Source organism: Azospirillum sp. A1-3 (genome assembly GCF_023806445.1).
In the GTDB taxonomy this organism is placed as follows: Bacteria; Pseudomonadota; Alphaproteobacteria; order Azospirillales; family Azospirillaceae; genus Azospirillum.
In genome coordinates this window covers 638,484-656,757 of sequence record NZ_JAMSLU010000002.1, presented here as the reverse complement: position 1 = coordinate 656,757, position 18,274 = coordinate 638,484, and the positions used below count along the sequence as shown (strand labels likewise).

At 66.6% G+C, this 18,274-nt stretch carries 17 protein-coding genes; 14 read left to right on the top strand and 3 right to left on the bottom strand.

The features are described 5' to 3' along the window. The first annotated feature begins 10 nt into the window (after nt 1–10). The 9 genes from M5E06_RS16380 to M5E06_RS16340 all read left to right on the top strand — a co-directional run bounded on the left by M5E06_RS16380 (nt 11) and on the right by M5E06_RS16340 (nt 9,441). Entirely contained in the window at nt 11–976 is a 966-nt protein-coding gene (locus M5E06_RS16380; RefSeq protein WP_109150784.1) for a LysR family transcriptional regulator, read from the top strand. 211 nt (nt 977–1,187) lie between these two features. Beyond that, nucleotides 1,188–1,943 (top strand): SDR family oxidoreductase, encoded by a 756-nt coding sequence (locus tag M5E06_RS16375; protein ID WP_109150785.1) that lies wholly within the window; start codon nt 1,188–1,190, stop codon nt 1,941–1,943. Nucleotides 1,944–2,015: 72 nt separating this feature from the next. Then, nucleotides 2,016–2,432 carry a cupin domain-containing protein gene (locus M5E06_RS16370; RefSeq protein ID WP_109150786.1) on the top strand — a complete coding sequence of 139 codons (417 nt, stop codon included), beginning with the start codon at nt 2,016–2,018 and terminating at the stop codon, nt 2,430–2,432. Between the two features lie 87 nt (nt 2,433–2,519). Continuing rightward, the gene (locus M5E06_RS16365) at nt 2,520–3,050 is read left to right on the top strand and encodes an RrF2 family transcriptional regulator (RefSeq protein WP_252139071.1); all 531 of its coding nucleotides are present in this window, start codon (nt 2,520–2,522) and stop codon (nt 3,048–3,050) included. A 394-nt stretch (nt 3,051–3,444) separates the two neighbouring features. Beyond that, nucleotides 3,445–4,107 (top strand): alternative oxidase, encoded by a 663-nt coding sequence (locus tag M5E06_RS16360; RefSeq protein ID WP_252139070.1) that lies wholly within the window; start codon nt 3,445–3,447, stop codon nt 4,105–4,107. A 249-nt stretch (nt 4,108–4,356) separates the two neighbouring features. After that, nucleotides 4,357–5,514: a bifunctional nicotinamide-nucleotide adenylyltransferase/Nudix hydroxylase gene (locus tag M5E06_RS16355; protein ID WP_252139069.1), complete on the top strand. Its 1,158-nt coding sequence runs from the start codon at nt 4,357–4,359 to the stop codon at nt 5,512–5,514. A gap of 85 nt (nt 5,515–5,599) precedes the next feature. After that, complete coding sequence (locus tag M5E06_RS16350) at nt 5,600–7,312, top strand: NAD+ synthase (protein ID WP_252139068.1); 1,713 nt, start codon at nt 5,600–5,602, stop codon at nt 7,310–7,312. 30 nt (nt 7,313–7,342) lie between these two features. Further along, nucleotides 7,343–8,659, top strand: coding sequence for a nicotinate phosphoribosyltransferase (locus tag M5E06_RS16345; RefSeq protein WP_252139067.1), 1,317 nt, complete (start codon nt 7,343–7,345; stop codon nt 8,657–8,659). A gap of 17 nt (nt 8,660–8,676) precedes the next feature. Beyond that, nucleotides 8,677–9,441, top strand: coding sequence for an isochorismatase family protein (locus M5E06_RS16340; protein WP_252139066.1), 765 nt, complete (start codon nt 8,677–8,679; stop codon nt 9,439–9,441). 12 nt (nt 9,442–9,453) lie between these two features. On the opposite strand, the gene M5E06_RS16335 is transcribed toward M5E06_RS16340, so the two are convergent. The 3 genes from M5E06_RS16335 to M5E06_RS16325 are packed head-to-tail and all read right to left on the bottom strand — an operon-like array spanning nt 9,454 to nt 11,684. Then, nucleotides 9,454–10,662 (bottom strand): glutathionylspermidine synthase family protein, encoded by a 1,209-nt coding sequence (locus tag M5E06_RS16335; RefSeq protein ID WP_252139065.1) that lies wholly within the window; start codon nt 10,660–10,662, stop codon nt 9,454–9,456. A gap of 4 nt (nt 10,663–10,666) precedes the next feature. Continuing rightward, nucleotides 10,667–11,251 carry a DUF1190 domain-containing protein gene (locus M5E06_RS16330; RefSeq protein WP_252139064.1) on the bottom strand — a complete coding sequence of 195 codons (585 nt, stop codon included), beginning with the start codon at nt 11,249–11,251 and terminating at the stop codon, nt 10,667–10,669. Between the two features lie 19 nt (nt 11,252–11,270). Further along, the gene (locus M5E06_RS16325; RefSeq protein ID WP_252139063.1) at nt 11,271–11,684 is read right to left on the bottom strand and encodes a DUF350 domain-containing protein; all 414 of its coding nucleotides are present in this window, start codon (nt 11,682–11,684) and stop codon (nt 11,271–11,273) included. A gap of 218 nt (nt 11,685–11,902) precedes the next feature. On the opposite strand from M5E06_RS16325, the gene M5E06_RS16320 reads away from it, so the two are divergent. The 5 genes from M5E06_RS16320 to M5E06_RS16300 are packed head-to-tail and all read left to right on the top strand — an operon-like array spanning nt 11,903 to nt 18,246. Continuing rightward, nucleotides 11,903–12,487, top strand: a complete 585-nt coding sequence (locus tag M5E06_RS16320; RefSeq protein ID WP_252139062.1) for a TetR/AcrR family transcriptional regulator — start codon at nt 11,903–11,905, stop codon at nt 12,485–12,487. Further along, on the top strand, nt 12,484–15,897 hold the full coding sequence (locus M5E06_RS16315) for an acyl-[ACP]--phospholipid O-acyltransferase (protein WP_252139061.1): 3,414 nt from the start codon (nt 12,484–12,486) through the stop codon (nt 15,895–15,897). The genes M5E06_RS16320 and M5E06_RS16315 overlap by 4 nt, the downstream gene beginning before the upstream one ends. Continuing rightward, nucleotides 15,894–16,601, top strand: a complete 708-nt coding sequence (locus tag M5E06_RS16310; protein ID WP_252139060.1) for a CDP-alcohol phosphatidyltransferase family protein — start codon at nt 15,894–15,896, stop codon at nt 16,599–16,601. Before M5E06_RS16315 ends, M5E06_RS16310 begins: the two co-directional genes overlap by 4 nt. Next, a complete protein-coding gene (locus M5E06_RS16305) occupies nt 16,598–17,272 on the top strand; it encodes a lysophospholipid acyltransferase family protein (RefSeq protein WP_252139059.1) in 675 nt (224 codons plus the stop codon). The genes M5E06_RS16310 and M5E06_RS16305 overlap by 4 nt, the downstream gene beginning before the upstream one ends. Nucleotides 17,273–17,280: 8 nt before the next feature. Then, nucleotides 17,281–18,246, top strand: coding sequence for a phosphatidate cytidylyltransferase (locus M5E06_RS16300; RefSeq protein ID WP_252139058.1), 966 nt, complete (start codon nt 17,281–17,283; stop codon nt 18,244–18,246). Nucleotides 18,247–18,274: the final 28 nt, after the last annotated feature.

Sequence of the window (18,274 nt, the reverse complement as noted above, 5' to 3'; positions counted from 1 at the left end):
GGGGGTGCGCATGGACCGGCTGACGAGCCTGACGGCCTTTGTGCGGGTGGTGGAGTGCGGGGGCTTTTCCGCGGCGGCTCGGCGGCTGAACCTGTCCGTCACCATGGTGAGCAACCATGTCCAGGCGCTGGAGGACCGGCTGGCGGTCCGCCTGCTGAATCGGACCACGCGGCGTGTCAGCCTGACCGATGCCGGTCGGGCGTATTATGACCGCTGCGTCACCATCCTCGCCGAGCTGGAGGCCGCCGACGAGTTGGCCGTGGCGCTGACCGCGACGCCACGGGGCACCCTGCGCCTGCACATCGGCACACACCTCGCCCGCTTCATCGCACCGGTGATCGGCGATTTCGTCGCGCGCTACCCGGCGATTTCGGTGGAGTTGACCATCGGCGAGGCTTCGGTTGACATCGTGGACGAAGGGTTCGACCTGGCGGTGCACCCGTTGCAGCCGCAGAACACCAGCCTGATCTGCCGGCGGCTGACGCCCTGGCGGCATGTGCTGTGCGCGGCGCCGGCCTATCTGGAAAGGCACGGCATTCCCCAAAACCTGGAGGATCTGGCGAACCACAATTGCCTGCGCTACAGCCATTACCCATTCGGCAATGAGTGGCGTTTCACCGGCCCGGACCAGTCGGACCTGTCGGTACGGGTGTCGGGCAATCTGGTGACCAACAGCGCGGAAACCCTGCTGCTGGTCGCATTGAGCGGCGAGGGTTTGCTGCTGCTGCCCAGCTTTATCGTACTGGACGCTTTGCGCAGCGGAGCCCTTTGCCGGCTGCTGCCGGACCACCGGCCGGTGGAGTTCGCCATCAACGCCATCTATCCGCACCGCGATCACTTGTCCACCAAGGTGAGAGCCTTCATCGACCTGCTGGCCGTACATTTCGCCCGGCATCGCGAATGGCTGAACCCCTTCGACCCCTCCTCTACGCGGTCGGGAGCCGGACCCGACGGATTGCCACCGCACCAGGACTGAACGGTCCCACCGGCGGCTTCGTCACGCGGTCGCCAAACGCAGACAAGAATAATCTCCGTTTCCTACTTGCGCGACAAAACGCGGACTGATACTGTCTGCGTTATTGGATGGGCAGCCGGATCGCGGTGATCCGCAAGGTTCGAACGCCCGCCGCCGCCATTTCCGGCTTTTCAATCGGGCACCGGACGCCCGTCGGACAGGAGAGGGACTCATGAAAATCGTCGTCATCGGTGGAACGGGGCTGATCGGTTCCAAGCTTGTCGCCATCCTGAGCGCCAGCGGCCATGAGGTCGTGGCCGCCTCGCCCAGCAAGGGCGTGAACACCATCACCGGCGAGGGATTGGACGAGGCACTGGCCGGCGCTGCGGTCGTCGTCGACGTGTCCAATGCCCCGTCCTTCGATGAAACGGTCGTGACCGATTTCTTCCGGACCTCCGGCGGCAATCTGGCCGCGGCCGAGGCGAAGGCTGGTGTCCGCCACCATGTCGCCCTGTCGATCGTCGGCACCGACAGCGTCGCCGACCTCGGCTATTTCCGTGCCAAGATGGAACAGGAACGGCTGATCGCGCAGTCCGGCATTCCCTACACCATCGTCCGCGCCACCCAGTTCCTGGAATTCCTCGCCGGCATCGCCGACGGCCATGCCGATGGCGACACGGTGCGGCTGGCGCCAGTGCAGTTCCAGCCGATTGCAGCGGACGATGTGGCCGCCATCCTGGCCGAGACCGCCCTGGCGCAGCCGCTCAACGGACGCATCGACATCGCCGGTCCGGACCGCGGTCCCTTCGCCGACATCGTCGGCCATTATCTCAAGGCCGTGGGCGACCGCCGCAGCGCCGTCGGCGATCCGGCAGCCCGCTATTTCGGCGGCAGCGTCACCGAGTTTTCCCTGGTCCCCACCGGCCCGGCCCGCCTCGGTCGGATCGGCCTGACCGACTGGCTCGAACGGTCCAAGGCCGGCTCCTGATCGACTTTCCGCCCCCGGGGCCTCGTGACCCGGCGTCCAATCAAAACCGTCGATTTCTGAAGGAGCAGACCCATGAAGCGCTTTATCGCCCCCCTCTTGTTCGCGACCCTGCCGTTCGCCACGGCCCTGGCCGATACCCCCCAGTCGAAAAATGCCAAGGTGACTTTGGTTTACGAACACGCACTGCCCGACGTGCCCGGCAAGAGCGTCAAGGGCGTGCTGGTCGAATATGGTCCGGGCGGCTATTCGCCAGCCCATACCCATGCGAAGTCGGCACTCATCTACGCCACCGTGTTGGAAGGGGCGATCCGCAGCAAGGTCAATGACGGCCCGGCCAAAACCTATCGGGTGGGCGAGAACTTTACCGAACTGCCGGGCGACCATCATGGGGTCAGCGCCAACGCAAGCGACACCAAGCCGGCGAAGCTCCTTGCGGTCTTCGTGGTGGACACCGCCGATACGGAGCTGACCACGCCGGACAGGAAGTGACGGGGAAGTTGCGGAACAGGGATAGCTTGCGCTTTGAAACGCGGATTATTAATGTCCCTGTTCCTCTGTTTTCCATCGGAACCGGCCATGGCACATCTCACCGTCAGCGTCGAGTATAGCATTCACTGTCTTCTCTGGCTGGTCTCATCAGGCAACCAGCCATTGAGCAGCCGTGACCTGGCCGAACTGCAGGGCATTTCACCGTCTTTTCTTGCCAAGATCTTCCCGAAGCTTGAAAAGGCCGGACTCGTGATGGCCAGCGAAGGCGTGCGCGGCGGCTATCGGCTGGCCAAAGCTCCGGAGGACATCACTTTTCTGGACATCGTCGATGCGATCGAGGGCGACAAGCCGCTTTTCGATTGCCAGGAAATCCGCGGTCGCTGCGCGGTGTTCGGGGAGCGACCGCCCTCCTGGGCGACATCCGGTGTCTGTGCGGTGCATGCGGTGATGCTGCGCGCGGAAAAGGCGATGCGGGCGGAATTGGCCAAGGAGACACTTGCCAGTGTCGCCAGTACATTCGGCCGAAAGGCCCCGCCGGAATTCTCCGACAAAATCGCACACTGGATGCAGGACCGGTTCAATGCCCGGACCTCGACACGCACGTCGCGATCCAAATGAATCGTCCGTCCTCCCCCAGGCGGGACGCAGAGCATCGGACATTGAGCTTGGATGCGGCATCGGGACTGAGATAACGACAATAACATTCATCAGCTATGAATGATTTATATCGCCGGCCATCACGTTGCCGTGCGACCTGCTCACAAGCCTCACTGACGGCTGCAGCACTTCGCCCCATTCAACCGCGCTTTCTGGACATCCATCCAACTCCCGACGCCAAGTGCGACAATCTGTCCGCTCTTAAAGATATATTTTTTGAGCATATTATGTCCACGACATCAAGCGGCCGGCGCCAACGGCGACACGCTTGATGCACCTGACACGTCACGCTGTGGACGCCGTCGACAACCGCCGACAGAGCGTACCGGCGCACAGGAGCCGAGGAGCTCAGATCATGACTGCCTTCATCCTCACCACGCATCACACGCCGCGCAACGTCAGCGACCGCATCGCGCTGGGCTTTACCAAGGCGCTGCGCCTGCTGGCCGACACCTTCTTCGCCAAGCGCTATGGACATCGCGCCATTGTGCTGGAAACAGTGGCGGCGGTTCCCGGCATGGTCGGCGCGACGTTGCAGCATCTGCGCTGCCTGCGCCGCATGCAGCATGACCAGGGCTGGATTCACACCCTGCTCGACGAGGCCGAGAATGAACGCATGCACCTGATGACCTTCATCGAGGTGGCGAAGCCGAACTGGCTGGAACGCGTCCTGATCCTGCTGACCCAGGGTGCCTTCTACAACGCTTTCTTCCTGCTGTACCTGATCTCGCCGCAGACGGCCCACCGTGTGGTCGGCTATTTCGAAGAGGAAGCAGTCATCAGCTACACCGGCTACCTCGCTGAAATCGATGCCGGCCGTCATGCGAACCCACCGGCCCCGCGCCTTGCCATCGATTACTGGCAGCTTCCCGAAACCGCGACCCTGCGCGATGTCGTGCTCGCAGTCCGCAATGACGAGGCCAACCACCGCGACGTAAACCACGGCTTCGCCGATACGCTGGCCGGACAGCCGTCTGCCGATGCGGATCACCGTGACGATTCGCGCAAGGCGGCTTGATCGAAGGTGCCAAGGTGGCCGTGTTCGCCCGCAATGATTTGGGCGGTGCCGCTTTTCGTGATGACGTCATCTCTGAAAAATCGGGGGCTCCGGGAATCCCGCCCCCGTTCACTATCTGCCGCCGCACTCTGCCGAACGCATTGCTCCGAAAGGGCATGCACGAGGGTCTTGAGAAACCTCCGCCATGACCGTATCGTTCTTGCGCCGCAGATAGACTGCGGCGTTCTTTCAGCAAGGAGCTTGCTGAGCATGGTTTCTACCAACAGCACCGGACGCGAGTCCGGCCCCCTGTCGTTGCCGAGAAAGACCGCGGTTCCCGGTGCCCAAAGTGCCCCGGCGACCAGAGCCGAAAGCGCCTTGGCATACGATTTTTTGGTCTTCGTCGGCCGCTTCCGCCCGTTCCATCTCGGCCATCTCACCGTCATGCAGCGGGCTTTGTCGCTGGGGCGCCATCTGATCGTTCTGGTCGGATCGTCGCGTCAGGCGCGCAGCCACCGGAATCCCTTCCGCTTCGAAGAGGTGCGCTCCTACATAGCCGGTGCCTTAACACCGGAAGAGCGCGAGCGCATCACGGTGCTTCCCCTCATCGACCGCTACAACGACTTGGAATGGATCCGCGATGTCCAGGCCGCGGTGCATGGTGTCGTCGTGCAGCATCACCGGCCTGCCGACGGCTCGCCCCCCAAGGTTGGGCTGATCGGTCATTCGAAGGACCACAGCAGCTACTATCTGCGCATGTTCCCGCAATGGGGCGCCGTAGAATGCATGAACTGCCGGGGGATTTCGGCCACGCCCATCCGCGACGCCTATTTCGCCGACGCAGCGGCGGCGCTGGAGGCATGGAAAGAGGCATTGCCCGCGAATGTCACCGCCTTCATGGCGGAGTTCGCGCGTACCGACGAGTACAAGCGGCTGGCCGAGGAAAGCGCCTATATCGCCAAATATAAGGCAGGCTGGGCCAACGCACCTTACCCTCCGACCTTTCTGACCGCCGATGCTGTGGTGATTTTGTCCGGTCACGTCCTGCTGGTCGAACGCCGGGGCCTGCCGGGACGCGGTTTGCTGGCACTACCCGGAGGCTTCGTCGGCCAGCATGAACGGATCAAGGACGCCATGATCCGCGAGTTGCGGGAGGAGACGAAGCTCAAAATTCCAGCGGGATTTCTGGAGGGCGGAATCCGCGCCAGCCAGATCTTCGATCACCCCTACCGCTCGACACGCGGGCGCACGGTGACTCAAGCCTTCCTCATCCAGCTCAAGCCCACCGACGAAGGCTTTCCCAAGGTGCGTGGCGGTGACGACGCCAAATCGGCCCGCTGGATGCCGATCGCGGAAATCGATCCCGAACAGATGTTCGAGGATCACTTCCATATCATCCAAACACTGATCGCGTTGTCCAACAACTGAATGCGGTGTCCATCCGGCGCTGCAATCCAGCATGACGACCAAGCCCGCCGGACAGACCGGCGGCATTCGGCAAAGGAGCTTTGCCATGTCAACCACTCCGTCCACCACTCTGCGCATCGTCTGCGTCCAGGCCAACCCCACGGTCGGCGCCCTCCAGGATAACTTCGCCATCATCCGCCGCCGCCGCGAGCAGTACCGCGGCAAGGCCGACCTGCTGGTGTTCAGCGAATGTTTCGGCACCGGCTATCCGCTTCAGGATCTGGTGCTGCGTCCGGGCTTTCGGCGCGATTTCCGCACGGCGCTCGATGCGCTGGCCGGTGAAATGCGGGGCGACGGCGGACCGGCGGTGCTGGTCGGCGGTCCGCTCGACGGCGCTGCCCTGCCCTACAACGCAGCCTTTCTCATCGAGACCGACGGTTCGATGAAGATCGTGCTCAAGCACACGCTTCCAAACGACGAGGTCTATGACGAGAAGCGGGTCTTCGCCCGCGGTCCGCTGCCCTCGCCCATCGATTTCCGCGGCTTCCGCCTAGGCATCGCCATCTGTGAGGATTTCTGGCACGGCAAGGTTGCCCAGCTCCTGGCGGCCGAAGGGGCAGAGGTGCTGATCGTACCGAACGGCTCGCATTTCAGGACCGGAAAGCAGGCGGTGCGGCTCGCCATCGGCCGGCGCACGGTCAAGGCCACCGGCTTGGCCGTCCTCTACGTCAATCAGATCGGCGGACAAGACAGCCTGGTGTTCGATGGGGGAAGCTATGTGATGGACCGGGCCGGGCTCGTGATCGCCCAAACCAGCTTCCGGGAATGCGATTTCGATATCACGCTAGAGCGCGGCGAGAACGGAGGGGTGGACCTGCGGCGCGGCGACCTGCTCGGTATGCTGCCGAACAGTTACCCCGACGAGACCGAGGCCATGTATCAGGCGCTTGTGCTGGGCTTGCGCGACTATGTGAACAAGAACGGCTTTCCCGGTGTGGTGCTCGGCATGTCGGGCGGCATCGACAGCGCCTTGTCGGCCGCCGTCGCGGTAGACGCGCTGGGGGCCGGGCGCGTGCTGCCGGTGCGCATGCCGTCGCCCTACACCTCGGCGGAGAGCATGGAGGATGCCGAACGGGCCGCCACCCTGCTCGGCACCGGCATGCTGACCGTGCCGATCGCGCCGGCGATGGCCGCCTTCGACGACATGCTCGCTCCAGTCTTCAATGACCTGCCGGTGCCGGCGGCGGACACCACGTTGGAGAATGTCCAGGCGCGGGCGCGCGGCATGACCCTGATGGCCCTGTCCAACCGGCTTGGGCTGATGGTGCTGAGCACCGGCAACAAGAGCGAGATGAGTGTGGGCTATGCGACCCTCTACGGCGACATGTGCGGCGGCTATTCGGTGCTGAAGGACGTCTACAAGACGGTCGTCTTCCGTCTGGCACGTTGGCGCAACACGCACCGCGCCGAAGGCCTGCTCGGCCCACAAGGGGCCGTGATGCCGGACCGCATCATCGCCAAACCGCCGAGCGCCGAACTGCGCGAGGGGCAGACCGACGAGCAGGCGCTGGGCGCCTACGAGCATCTGGACGCGGTGCTTGCCACCATGGTCGAGGGTCTGAACGGGGCGGACCGCGCCGCCGAACTGGCGAGCGCCGCCGTCGCCCAGCCGATTTCCACCGCCTATGCCGAGCGCATCGCCCGCGTGACGGCGCGTGCGCAGTACAAGCGCGACCAGAGCCCTCCGGGCGTCGTCGTCACCGAACGGACCTACGGGCCGGGCTGGCGTCTGCCGGTCACCAACCATTACGGGCTGTGACCCGGTCAGCGAGAACAGGAGGTTTCAGCCATGCTCGTCAATTTCAGCAGCCGCGCCCACAACCACAATTTCGCCACCGACTTCATCGTCCGGTCGCTGCTAGACACCGACTGGTACAAGCTGGCGATGCTGCAGTTCATCTGGCGGCATTTCCGCGACGTGAAGGTCCGCTTCAGCCTGATCAACCGCACCCGCTCGGTGAAGCTGGCCCGGATCATCGACGAGGCCGAACTGCGCCGCCAGCTCGACAATGTGCGCTCGCTGCGCCTGAAGCGGTCCGAGGCGGTCTGGCTGCAAGGCAACACCTTCTATGGGCAGCGCGGGATCTTCCGGCCCGAGTTCGTCGCCTGGCTCGCCGACGACTTCGCCCTGCCCGACTACCGGCTGTCGGAGGAGGACGGCCAGTGGCGCCTGGATTTCGAAGGGTCGTGGGCAATGACGACGATGTGGGAGATCTACGCCCTCAGTGTCATCAACGAGTTGAAGACGCGCGCCGCGCTCGCCAGCATGACCGAGACCGAACTCGACATCCTTTACGCCCGCGCCAAGGTGCGCCTGTGGGACAAGATCGAGCGGCTGCGCCCGCTCGACGACCTCAGTCTTTCCGATTTCGGCACGCGGCGGCGGCACAGCTTCCTCTGGCAGGAATATGTGGTGGAGACGATGGCGGCGGAACTCGGCCCGCGCTTCATCGGCACCTCCAACACCCATCTCGCGATGAAGCACGATCTGGAGGCCATCGGCACCAACGCGCACGAGCTGCCGACGACGGTCGCGGCACTGGCGCGGAACGACGGCGATCTGCGGGTGGCGCAGTACGATGTGCTGCGGTTGTGGCAGGAAACCTATGGCGGCGCGATGCTGGTGTTCCTGCCGGATACCTTCGGATCGACCCAGTTCCTGAAGGACGCGCCGGACTGGGTGGCGGACTGGACCGGCATGCGGGTGGACAGCAAGGAGCCGGTGACGGCGGGCGAGGAATACATCGCGTGGCTCGAACGGCACGGCCGCGATCCCCGCGAGAAGCGCGTCCTGTTCAGCGACGGGCTGGACGTCGAGGATATCGTGAAGCTTCACCAAACCTTCGGCGGCCGCATTCGCGACGGCTATGGCTGGGGCACCCTGCTGACCTCGGACTTCCGGAACTGCCACCCGCGCAACGGCCAGGGGCTCGATCCGCTGAGCCTCGTCTGCAAGGTGACCGCGGTCGAGGTCGATGGCGCCTGGAAGGGGGCGGTCAAGCTCAGCGACAATTACGAGAAGGCCACCGGGCCGGCCTCCGAGGTCGCTCGCTATCGCGCTATCTTCGGCACCGAGGGCGTCGCGAACGTCCCGGTGCTGGTCTGAACCGGGGGAGAGGAACCATGACGGAGACGAACATGAGCCGGGCCATCAACCCGGCCGCCGCGCTGGAGGCCGTCGCCGCCGCCCTGCCGGTGCGCAGCACCAGCGTCACGCTGGCCGGCAAGCGGGTTGGAAAGCTCGATGTCGATCCGGTGAACGGATTTGCTGCCATCGGCGGCGGCAATCTGGCGCCGCCGGTCGCCAATGCCCAGGTCAGCCGCATGATCGCCGAGATCGACCGCACCGACACGCTGTTCATAGAGGCCGGCTATCCCATCGCGGTGTTCCTCGACACCCATGAGCCGGGCAAGCCCGAATACCCCTACCCGCCCCATTGCGAGGCCGGCACCGGTGAGGAGAATCTGGTCGAGGAGCTGTCCTGGCTGGACGGCGCCCCCGGCGTCACGCTCATGCGCAAGGACTGCATCAATGGCGTGGTCGGGACGACCGACCTCGCGAGCGGGCGGAACCGGCTGTTCGACTGGATCGCCGCCAACGGCATCGAGACGCTTGTTGTGGACGGCATCTGCACCGACATCTGCGTGCTTCAGGCTGTGCAGGCTCTGCTGTCGGCGCGCAACCACGGCATGACCGGACCGTTGCGCGAGATCGTCGTATATGAGCCGGGATGCGCCACCTACGATCTGCCGCTCGCCACCACCCGCAGCCTCGGCCTGCCCGACACCGCGGCCCACCCGCAGACGGTCGCCCACCACATCGGGCTGTATCTGATGCAGGCGAGCGGCGCCATCATCGCCGACGAGCTTGTCTTCCGCGGCGCGTGACCGCAAGCGCCGTCAGGTCGGCGCGATCATGTGCGGGACGAAGCGGCTGGTGTTGCCGGTGATCAGGGCGCGGTCCTCGCGGATTCCCAGACCGCAGGCCTTGTCGCCGGCCATCCAGACGCCGAAGACGGCATGGTTGCCATCGGCCTCCGCCAGCGGCGTGAAGGCCTGATACACCCAGCCCTCGTCGACATAGGGCCCTTCGGTCTGCGCAATCGGCTGGCCGACCGGGAAGCCGGCGGCGTCGAGGGTGGCGATGCTGACGTTGCTGCCCTCGCGGCCGAGCAGCGGCTTCGCCACCACCATACTCCCGGCCGGAAAGCCGGTGCGGTCGAGGGCCGTTGGCAACAGGTTGGGGTGGCCAGGGTTCAGTTCCCACAGCAGGGCGAACAGCCCCTTCGACGCCATCACCATCTTCCAGGCCGGCTCGATCATCCGGATCCGCCCTTGATCGGCGGCGGTCACCAGTTCACGGCCGGTCGTCTCCCGGATCATCCAGTCCCAGGGATACAGCTTCATCAGGTGCCGGATCGTCAGACCGGCATCGTCCAGAAAACAGCCGGAGGCGTCATCATAGCGGATCGCCTGGATCGGCATCGCCTTGGTGGTCATGCCGGCGCGCAGCGCCAATGTCTGGAGATAGGCGATGGTCGCCTCGTCCTCCGGATGCGGCATCAGGCAGGCGAAATGCACCGCCTCGGCCTGCGATGCCAGCGCGGGAAACACCCGCATCCGCGCCTGCCAGCGCTCGACCAGGGCCTCCTCCAGGCTGTTGAACTGGTCGGCGTCCGGATGAACGTCCTGAAGCCAGCACCATTGGGCGACGGCGGTCTCATAAAGCGAAGTCGGCGTTTCCGCATTCAGCTCCAGCGCCTTCGGCGCCCCGCCCTTGCCGTCCCAGGCGAAGTCGAAACGGGCGTAGAGCGCCATGTCCCGCCCCTCGCGCTCCGCCCAGCTTGCCTCGATGGCGGGAGCCGCCCAGGGGGGAAGTCCGAGCGCCTCGTACAGACCGCGCGTCACCACATGGCCGACCGCGTCCTCGCACAGCCGGTAAACCTCCTCGGCGGCGGCCTCCAGCGTCTCGATTTCGGCGAGGGAGAAGCGCCAATAAGCGCTTTCGTCCCAATAGGCCGTGCCGTCGGCATCGGTGTGGAAGGGAAAGCCGATCTCGTCGAGCTTGGTCTGCCACTGCGGGCGGGGGGCCGTCGGCACGCGCTCCATAGCCTCAGCTCCCCGAAAAGCCGCGTGACGACCCGGTCGAGCCGAAGCCGGCGCTGCGCCCGCTCGTGGTGACCGTGAAGGACTTGCCGGCGTTGCCCGAACCCGGCCGATAGTAGGATCCGGAACTGGAGGCCACGCCCCCGCTGCCCTGGCGAATCTCGTCCCGGCGCTGCGGCGGGAGCGGTGTCTCGGCGATCCGGGTGTTGCCGCTGCGGGCGTAACCCTGACGGTCGAAATAAACCGGCTGGGCGTAACCGCCGGTCAGGCTGCGGCCGATCATGAAGCCGACCAGTGCCGGAACGAAGACGTTCCCCGTGCTGCTTCCCACGCCTTCATTTGCCGGAGTGCAGGCACCATCCCCCATCTCCGCTTCGCAGGCTTCCCGGCTTGAGAAACGGGGTGCGCCCGCCAGATGCTCTTCGCGGGCGGCGGCAAAGGCCTCGGCACAGTCGCTTGCCGGCTTCTCGGCGGTGCAGGCCTCGACGGAGGGATAGACGGTCGCCTCTTCAGGGCTGTCCTCTCCGCAGGCGAACAGGAGCGGGCTGATGCCGCCCAGCAGCAGGGCCGCCACGGTGCGCGAGCGCTTCATCGGAAAGCCTTTCCTCGAATCAATAGGTCAGCGAGCCGTAGTTCAGCAGCCCGACCGCAATGGACAGGCTGGCGAGCAGGATGCCGTAAGCGGTGCGGTCGGCTTCGACCCCGGCACGGAAATCCGGCAACAGCACGCGCGAGCCGATGACGTAGACCAGAAGCTGCGACACTAGCGCGATCACACCCCACACCGCCAGATCGACGATGCTGGTGGTGTGGGAGGCGACGCTCGTCAACGGCAAGGCGAAGCCGATCATGGCGCCGCCCAGGGTTAGGGCCGCGGTCGAGTTCCCCTGACGGACCAGGGCCAGATCGCGATAGGGGGTGACCGCGGTGTAGGCCAGAATAAACAGCAGCAGGAACCCCAGCATCACGACAGCGAAGAGCAAATATGACGGAAGGGTTGTCAGAGACTGGAGAACCGTCGTCATACCTTCATCCAACTTTGCATCGCCACCCCCCAGCGTTGCATCGTTCTTGAGCGTTCGACAAGGACGGATCGGGATGGCGGGAGGCAGAGCGCTGCGGCTCATAAGCGGTATATCTATGGGCTAAGGCCGGTGCGCTGCGCACCTACACTTTTTCGTCATTGCGCCCGTGAAGTGGCCTCGTCAACTTGTGAGTGAACATTCATTCACATGGAGGCGTCATGTCCACCGACGTTCGCCACAAGGTCCGCGATGCCGCCATCGCGCTGTTCGCCCAGAAAGGGGTGAAGGCGACGACGGTCCGCGACATCGCCCGGTCCGCCGGGGTATCGGAGGGAGCGCTCTACCGCCACTGGCCGAGCAAGGAGGAACTGGCGGCCGACCTGTTCGCGGCGGAATATACGGCCATGTCGCAAAGCCTGCGGGACGCGGCAGGCCAAGGTCCGGCGCCGGAGCGGCTGCGGCGAGTCATCCATCATGCTTTCCATCTGGCGGAGGCTGCTCCCGACCGCACCCGCTTCCTTCTGCTGTCGCAGCATGAATCGCTGCCGCTGGTGCCCAGGGGCCAGGAGACGCCGGTCGACGTGATCTGCGGCATCGTCGCCGACGGGATGGCGGAGGGCAGCATTGTGCCGGCCGACCGCGATGCGCTGTCCCACATCGTCATCGGCGCCATCGTGCTGAACGTGCAGTCGCAGGTCTACGGCCGGCAGACGGCACCGCTCTCCAGCCTCGCCGACCCGATTGCCGACGCCATTCTCACCGGCATCGCGACCTCCACCGCCAGGACCGGAGCCGGACAATGAACGCTTCCGCCCTTCTCGCGTCGCGGCGCTTCCTGCCGCTGTTCCTGGCACAGTTCCTCGGCGCCTTCGGCGACAATGTCCTGCGCGGCGCCATCGCGGTGCTGGCGGTGTATGGCGTGTCCGGCGAGGGCGCGCTGAGCGGGGCGATGATTTCGACCCTGGCGGCGGGCGCCTTCACCCTGCCCTTCCTGCTGCTGTCCGCCACCGCCGGCCAGCTGGCCGACCGCTACGACCGCACGCTGATCGCCCGCATCGTCAAGCTGGCGGAAATCGGGCTGATGGCGATGGCCTCCTGGGGCATCGTCGCCGCCGACCTGCCGGTCCTGATCATCGCGCTGGTCGGCATGGGCGCCCATTCGACGCTGTTCGGGCCGGTCAAGTACGGCCTGCTGCCCGACCTGCTCGACCCGTCCGAACTGACCGCCGCCAACGGTCTGGTCGAAGCCGGAACCTTCGTCGCCATCCTGCTGGGCACCATCGCCGGCGGCTCGCTGGCCCTGCTCCACCCCTGGGCGGTGCCGGGCATGCTTGGCGCTTCCGCGGTGCTGGGTCTCGCCGCGTCGGTGTTCATCCCGCGCGCCGGCAATGCCGACCCGGCGGTGCGCGTTGGGCTGAACCCGCTGTCGGTGACGGCAAAGGTGCTGCGCTCGGCCACCGGCGACCGAGCCTCGATGCAAGCGATCCACGGCATCTCGGTGTTCTGGGGCGTCGGCGCGGTGGTGATGGCGCAATTCCCGTCCATCGCCCGCGAGACGCTGGGAACCGACAGCGGCGGCGCCACCCTGCTGCTGGCGGTGTTCGCCATCGGTGTGGCCGCCGGCTCGGTGTTCGCCGGCCTCAGCCACCGCACACCGTCCACCGCCGACGCCGGCCGCGCCGCATTGGCCGGTCTGGTCGCCGCCATGGCGGGTGCCGTCCTGCCCCTGCTGACCCCGGCCGCCCCGGCGGCGGACCCGCTGTCGCCGCTAGCCCTGCTGGCCCAGCCGTGGGCGCTGCCGCTGCTGGCCGACCTCTTCGTCATCGCCGCCGCCGGGGGTGCCTTCGCCGTTCCGCTCTATGCGCTGATCCAGCATCGCGCCGCGCCGGGGTCCCGTGCCCGTGTCATCGCCACCGCCTATGTGGTCAATGCGCTCTACATGGTGGCTGGCTCGGCCGTCGCCGCGGGGATGCTGGCGCTGGGTGCCTCGCCGCTGACGGTCGCGTCGGTGGGCGGCGCCAGCATGCTGGTCGCCGTCGTGATGACGCTCGCCGTCGATGCGCAGGCGCTGATGCGCGTGTTCTTCCGCGGCCTTTTCCGGCTGGCTTTCCGGGTCGAGGTCCGCGGGGCGGAGCATCTGGCCGGTCTCGACGGCGCCGCCGTGGTGACGCCGAACCACCAGTCCTTCCTGGACGGCGCTCTGCTCGCCGCCTTCCTGCCGGGCATGCGCTTTGCGGTCGACACCCACATCGCCAAGCTTCCGCTGGTCAAGCCGTTCCTGGCAATCGCCGACCATGTCACCATCGACCCGACCAACCCGCTCGGCACCCGAATCCTGGCCCGTACGCTTGCCGACGGCGACAAAGTCTGCATCTTTCCGGAAGGGCGGATCACCGTCACCGGGTCGCTGATGAAGATCAATGGCGGCCCCGGCATGCTGGCCGACAAGGCCCGCTGCCCGGTGGTGCCGGTCTGCATCGAGGGCGCCCAGCGCTCGGTCCTGTCGCGGATGAAGGGCCGGCTGCGGCTGGGCCTGTTCCCGCGCATCACCATCACCGTGCTGCCGCCGGTGACAACCCCCGACGTTGGCGGTCTGATCGGCAAAAAGCGGCGTGCCGCCCTGAAGTCCTGGCTGTCGCGCGTGATGACGGAGAGCGTCTTCGCCGCCCGCCCGCGGCAGGAGACGCTGATGCTGGCCCTACTCGACGCCCGCCGCAAAGCCGGAGCGCGGGAGGAGGCCGTGCAGGACGGCGATTTCTCCACCCTGTCCTACCGTGCGCTGGCGGCCCGCGCCCTGGTGCTCGGCCGCATCCTGACGCGCGGCACGGAAGCGGACGAGCCGGTGGGCGTGCTGCTGCCGACGGCATCGCCGACCGCGGCGGTGTTCTTCGGCCTCGCCGCCCATGGCCGTCCGGCCGCCATGCTGAACTTCACCGCCGGACCGGACGCGGTGAAGGCCGCCTGCCGCGCCGCCGGGGTGCGCCGGATCGTCACCTCCGCCCAGTTCATCGAGAGGGCTCGCCTCGGCGCGCTGGTCGAGGCGCTGGCCGCCGACCACGCCATCATCCATCTGGAAGAGGTCAAGCGCGGGCTGCGGCTGGGCGACAAGCTGCGCGCCCTGGCGGCACTGGTCGTGCCGGAACGGCTGCTGCCGCCGCAGGGCAGCGGCGACGACATCGCCGCCATCCTCTTCACCTCCGGGTCGGAGGGAGCGCCGAAGGGCGTGGCACTCAGCCATGGCAACCTGCTCGCCAACATGGCGCAGGTAGCGTCAGTGGTGGATTTCAACAGGCAGGACGTGGTGTTCAACTGCCTGCCCGTCTTCCACTCCTTCGGCCTGACGGGCGGCATGCTGCTGCCGATCCTGAACGGCGTGAAAACGGTGCTCTACCCCAACCCGCGCCATGTCCGGCTGATCCCGGAACTGGTCTACCAGACCAACGCCACGGTCCTGTTCGGCACCGACTTCTTCCTGAACGCCTGGGCGCGGTCCGCCGACCCCTACGACTACCGCTCACTGCGCCTCGTCTTCGCCGGGGCCGAGCGGCTGCAGGACGAGACGCGGCGCATCTACACCGAACGGCTACGTGTCCATCTGCTGGAGGGCTACGGCACCACCGAGACCGCGCCGGTGATCGCCGTCAACACCCCGGCCCGCTTCCGTCCCGGCAGCGTCGGGCAGGCCCTGCCCGGCATTGAGACCGAACTGGTGGCGGTGCCCGGCGTCGATGCCGGCGGGCGGCTGCGGGTGCGCGGGCCGAACGTGATGAAAGGGTATCTGCACGCCGACCGTCCCGGCGTGATCCAGCCGCCGCAGGATGGCTGGCACGACACCGGCGACATCGTCAAGATCGACGCCGACGGCTTCATCCGCATCGTCGGCCGGGTCAAGCGCTTCGCCAAGGTGGCGGGCGAGATGATCCCGCTCGGCCTCGTCGAAGAGCTGGCGAGCCTCGCCGATCCGGACGCCACGCACGCCGCCGTCGCCCTGGCCGATGCCAAGCGCGGCGAGCGGATCGTGCTGGCGACCACCAGCGTCGTCCTGGCCCGCGATGCGCTGGTCGCTGCCGCACGCAGCCGGGGGGCGCCCGAGATCGCCATTCCGCGCGACATCCTGCGCATCGACGCCGTCCCGCTGCTGGGCACCGGCAAGACCGATTATCCGGCCGTGACGCGGTTTGCCGCGGACGCCGCAGCCAAGGAGCCTGCATGATGGAGACCTCCGCAACCGCCGGAAAAACTGCCGCCGCCAAGCCGGCCGCCGACCGGCGCCCCATCGCCACCCGGTCGGCCCGCTGGGCGCAGCGGCTGGCGGCGTGGCTGACCACGACGCCGGTGACCCCCAATCAGATCTCGCTGCTGTCGGCGGTGTGGGCGGCAATCGGCGGCGTCCTTCTGCTGCAGGGCGGTGTCCTGGCCTGGATCGGCGCCGCGCTGTGCGTCCAGCTGCGCCTTGTCTGCAACCTGCTCGATGGCATGGTCGCGGTGGAAGGCGGCAAAGGATCGCCGGTCGGCGCGCTCTACAACGAAATCCCCGACCGCATCGCCGACACCGCCTTCCTGGTGCCGCTGGGCTATGCCGCCGGCCTGCCCTGGCTCGGCTGGGCGGCGGCGCTTGCCGCCATGATGACCGCCTATATCCGTACTTTCGGCGGCGCCTTGGGGCTGGCGCAGGATTTCGGCGGCGTGATGGCCAAGCAGCGCCGCATGGCCGCCCTCACCGTCGCCCTGCTCGCCCAGGCGGTCGAGCATGCGCTGTGGGGCACGAGCTACAGCCTGCTGGCGGCGGCCTGGATCATCATGGCCGGCAGCCTGCTGACCGTCGCGACGCGCACGCTCGGCATCGCCCGCCGCCTGAACGCCCAACATCTGGAGGCCCAGCATCTGGAAGCCCTCGAACCGGAGGTCCGGTCATGATCCCTCTTCTCCAACCGGCGCTCCGCCACGGTCTCTTGGGGCTGACCCGCCTGCTGGTCGGCGCCCGCGCAAGCTGGGAAGGCAGTGCGCCCGCGGATGTCCCACGCATCTATTTCGCCAACCACACCAGCCATCTCGACACGCTCGCCGTCATGGCGGCCCTGCCGGCGAAGCTGCGGGCGCGCACGCATCCGGTGGCGGCGCTCGACTATTGGGGCGGCTCGGCCCTGCGGCGTACGGTGGCGGTGGGCTGCCTGAACGCACTGCTGGTCGACCGCACCGGCAAGGCGACGGCGGAGGTGATGGATGCCATGGCGGCGGTGCTGGAAAGCGGGCAGTCGCTGATCCTCTTTCCCGAAGGCACGCGCGGCGACGGCACCGTGGCGCCGTTCAAGAGCGGTCTCTTCCATCTCTCCCAACGTGTGCCGTCTGCGGAACTGGTGCCGGTCTTCATCGAGAACCTGCACCGCGTGATGCCGAAGGGTATGCCGCTGCTGGTGCCGCTGATCTGCACCATGCGCTTCGGCACGCCGCTGGAACCGGTCGAGGGCGAGAACAAGGCGGCATTCCTAGAGCGGGCGCGCGACGCGCTGGTGTCGCTGTCCCGGCCCGCCTCCCAGTCCGACTCCGAGCCCAACTCGCAGCCCTCTGACCAACGGACCGCCCGATGAACAGCGTGATGACCGCAGTGACGAGCTTCTTCACCACCACAGACCCGCTGTTCCTCTGGCTGTCGGGGGCCGCCCTTAGCCTGCTGGTCGTCGCCACCCTGATCGGCACGGTCCTGGCCTACCGCGTCCAGACGCCGGCCGGACGCGACACGGTGCGCAACCTGAACGCCCGCATCCGTTCCTGGTGGGTGATGGTGGCGCTGTTCGCCGCGGCGATGCTGCTGGGCAGCGTGGTGACGTTGGTCCTGTTCACCCTGCTCTCCTATCTGGCGTTGCGAGAGTTCATCACGCTGACGCCGACCCGGCGCGGCGATCATGCCGGGCTGTTCCTGTCCTTCTTCGTGGTCGTGCCCCTGCAATACTGGCTGATCGGGATCGGCTGGTACGGGTTGTTCTCGATCTTCATCCCAGTCTATGTGTTCATGGCGCTGCCGTCGCTGTCGGTGCTGGGCGCCGACCCCACCGACTTCCTGACCCGCACCGCCAAGGCGCAGTGGGGGCTGATGCTGGCGGTCTATTGCACCAGCCACGCGCCGGCCCTGCTGTGGCTCGACATCCCCGGCTACGAACTGCCCAGCGCCCTTCTGCTGCTGTACCTGATGACGGTGGCGCAGCTGAGCGACGTCTTCCAGTACGTCTTCGGCAAGCTGTGGGGCAAGACCCGGCTGTCGCCCGGCATCAGTCCGTCCAAGACGGTGGAAGGGCTGGTCGGCGGTGGGCTGACCGCCGTCGCCATCGGCACCGGGCTGCACGTCATCACGCCCTTCTCGCCGCTCCAGGCAGCGGGCATGTCGCTGATCATCGTGATCGCCGGATTCTTCGGCGGCTTCGTCCTGTCGGCGATGAAGCGCGACCTCGGGGTCAAGGATTGGGGCACCATGATCGAGGGGCATGGCGGCGTCCTCGACCGCCTCGACTCCATCGTGTTCTCGGCGCCGCTGTTCTTCCACCTCACGCGCTACTGGTTCACCTGACCAAGGGATGCGCCTGACAACGGGCAAA

Bases quoted from the DNA above. Each gene is read 5' to 3' on its own strand.
- M5E06_RS16380 (WP_109150784.1), top strand. From the start codon at position 11: ATGGACCGGCTGACGAGCCTGACGGCCTTTGTGCGGGTGGTGGAGTGC.
- M5E06_RS16375 (WP_109150785.1), top strand. From the start codon at position 1,188: ATGAAAATCGTCGTCATCGGTGGAACGGGGCTGATCGGTTCCAAGCTT.
- M5E06_RS16370 (WP_109150786.1), top strand. From the start codon at position 2,016: ATGAAGCGCTTTATCGCCCCCCTCTTGTTCGCGACCCTGCCGTTCGCC.
- M5E06_RS16365 (WP_252139071.1), top strand. From the start codon at position 2,520: ATGGCACATCTCACCGTCAGCGTCGAGTATAGCATTCACTGTCTTCTC.
- M5E06_RS16360 (WP_252139070.1), top strand. From the start codon at position 3,445: ATGACTGCCTTCATCCTCACCACGCATCACACGCCGCGCAACGTCAGC.
- M5E06_RS16355 (WP_252139069.1), top strand. From the start codon at position 4,357: ATGGTTTCTACCAACAGCACCGGACGCGAGTCCGGCCCCCTGTCGTTG.
- M5E06_RS16350 (WP_252139068.1), top strand. From the start codon at position 5,600: ATGTCAACCACTCCGTCCACCACTCTGCGCATCGTCTGCGTCCAGGCC.
- M5E06_RS16345 (WP_252139067.1), top strand. From the start codon at position 7,343: ATGCTCGTCAATTTCAGCAGCCGCGCCCACAACCACAATTTCGCCACC.
- M5E06_RS16340 (WP_252139066.1), top strand. From the start codon at position 8,677: ATGACGGAGACGAACATGAGCCGGGCCATCAACCCGGCCGCCGCGCTG.
- M5E06_RS16335 (WP_252139065.1), bottom strand. From the start codon at position 10,662: ATGGAGCGCGTGCCGACGGCCCCCCGCCCGCAGTGGCAGACCAAGCTC.
- M5E06_RS16330 (WP_252139064.1), bottom strand. From the start codon at position 11,251: ATGAAGCGCTCGCGCACCGTGGCGGCCCTGCTGCTGGGCGGCATCAGC.
- M5E06_RS16325 (WP_252139063.1), bottom strand. From the start codon at position 11,684: ATGACGACGGTTCTCCAGTCTCTGACAACCCTTCCGTCATATTTGCTC.
- M5E06_RS16320 (WP_252139062.1), top strand. From the start codon at position 11,903: ATGTCCACCGACGTTCGCCACAAGGTCCGCGATGCCGCCATCGCGCTG.
- M5E06_RS16315 (WP_252139061.1), top strand. From the start codon at position 12,484: ATGAACGCTTCCGCCCTTCTCGCGTCGCGGCGCTTCCTGCCGCTGTTC.
- M5E06_RS16310 (WP_252139060.1), top strand. From the start codon at position 15,894: ATGATGGAGACCTCCGCAACCGCCGGAAAAACTGCCGCCGCCAAGCCG.
- M5E06_RS16305 (WP_252139059.1), top strand. From the start codon at position 16,598: ATGATCCCTCTTCTCCAACCGGCGCTCCGCCACGGTCTCTTGGGGCTG.
- M5E06_RS16300 (WP_252139058.1), top strand. From the start codon at position 17,281: ATGACCGCAGTGACGAGCTTCTTCACCACCACAGACCCGCTGTTCCTC.